Origin of the sequence: Psychrobacillus sp. NPDC096623 (assembly GCF_044762655.1) — a bacterium.
GTDB lineage: Bacteria > Bacillota > Bacilli > Bacillales_A > Planococcaceae > Psychrobacillus.
The window spans coordinates 1,977-3,083 of record NZ_JBIWER010000016.1 but is presented as its reverse complement, the minus strand read 5'-3'; the positions used below and the strand labels follow the sequence as shown (position 1 = coordinate 3,083).

The 1,107-nt window shown below is 54.3% G+C and carries 1 rRNA gene (cut by a window edge); it reads right to left on the bottom strand.

The features are described from left to right. Positions 1 to 1,107, bottom strand: a 23S ribosomal RNA gene (locus ACIQX2_RS19340) (its annotated part continues 1,871 nt past the right edge of the window); the annotation flags it as partial.

The following is a 1,107-nucleotide window of genomic DNA, read 5'->3' as shown; positions in this document are numbered from 1 at the left end:
GCTTCCACCCCGAACCTATCTACCTCATCGTCTTTGAGGGATCTTACTTACTTGCGTAATGGGAAATCTCATCTTGAGGGGGGCTTCGTGCTTAGATGCTTTCAGCACTTATCCCGTCCACACATAGCTACCCAGCGATGCTCTTGGCAGAACAACTGGTACACCAGCGGTGTGTCCATCCCGGTCCTCTCGTACTAAGGACAGCTCCTCTCAAATTTCCTACGCCCACGACGGATAGGGACCGAACTGTCTCACGACGTTCTGAACCCAGCTCGCGTACCGCTTTAATGGGCGAACAGCCCAACCCTTGGGACCGACTACAGCCCCAGGATGCGATGAGCCGACATCGAGGTGCCAAACCTCCCCGTCGATGTGGACTCTTGGGGGAGATAAGCCTGTTATCCCCGGGGTAGCTTTTATCCGTTGAGCGATGGCCCTTCCATGCGGAACCACCGGATCACTAAGCCCGTCTTTCGACCCTGCTCGACTTGTAGGTCTCGCAGTCAAGCTCCCTTCTGCCTTTACACTCTTCGAATGATTTCCAACCATTCTGAGGGAACCTTTGGGCGCCTCCGTTACACTTTAGGAGGCGACCGCCCCAGTCAAACTACCCGCCTGACACTGTCTCCTACCCGGGTTACGGGTATGGGTTAGAATTTCAATACAACCAGGGCAGTATCCCACCGACGCCTCCTCCGAAGCTGGCGCTCCGGGCTCTAAGGCTCCTGCCTATCCTGTACAAGTTGCACCAAAATTCAATATCAAGCTATAGTAAAGCTCCACGGGGTCTTTCCGTCCTGTCGCGGGTAACCTGCATCTTCACAGGTACTATAATTTCACCGAGTCTCTCGTTGAGACAGTGCCCAGATCGTTACGCCTTTCGTGCGGGTCGGAACTTACCCGACAAGGAATTTCGCTACCTTAGGACCGTTATAGTTACGGCCGCCGTTTACTGGGGCTTCAATTCGCACCTTCGCTTGCGCTAAGCACTCCTCTTAACCTTCCAGCACCGGGCAGGCGTCAGCCCCTATACTTCACCTTACGGTTTTGCAGAGACCTGTGTTTTTGCTAAACAGTCGCCTGGGCCTATTCACTGCGGCTCTTCAG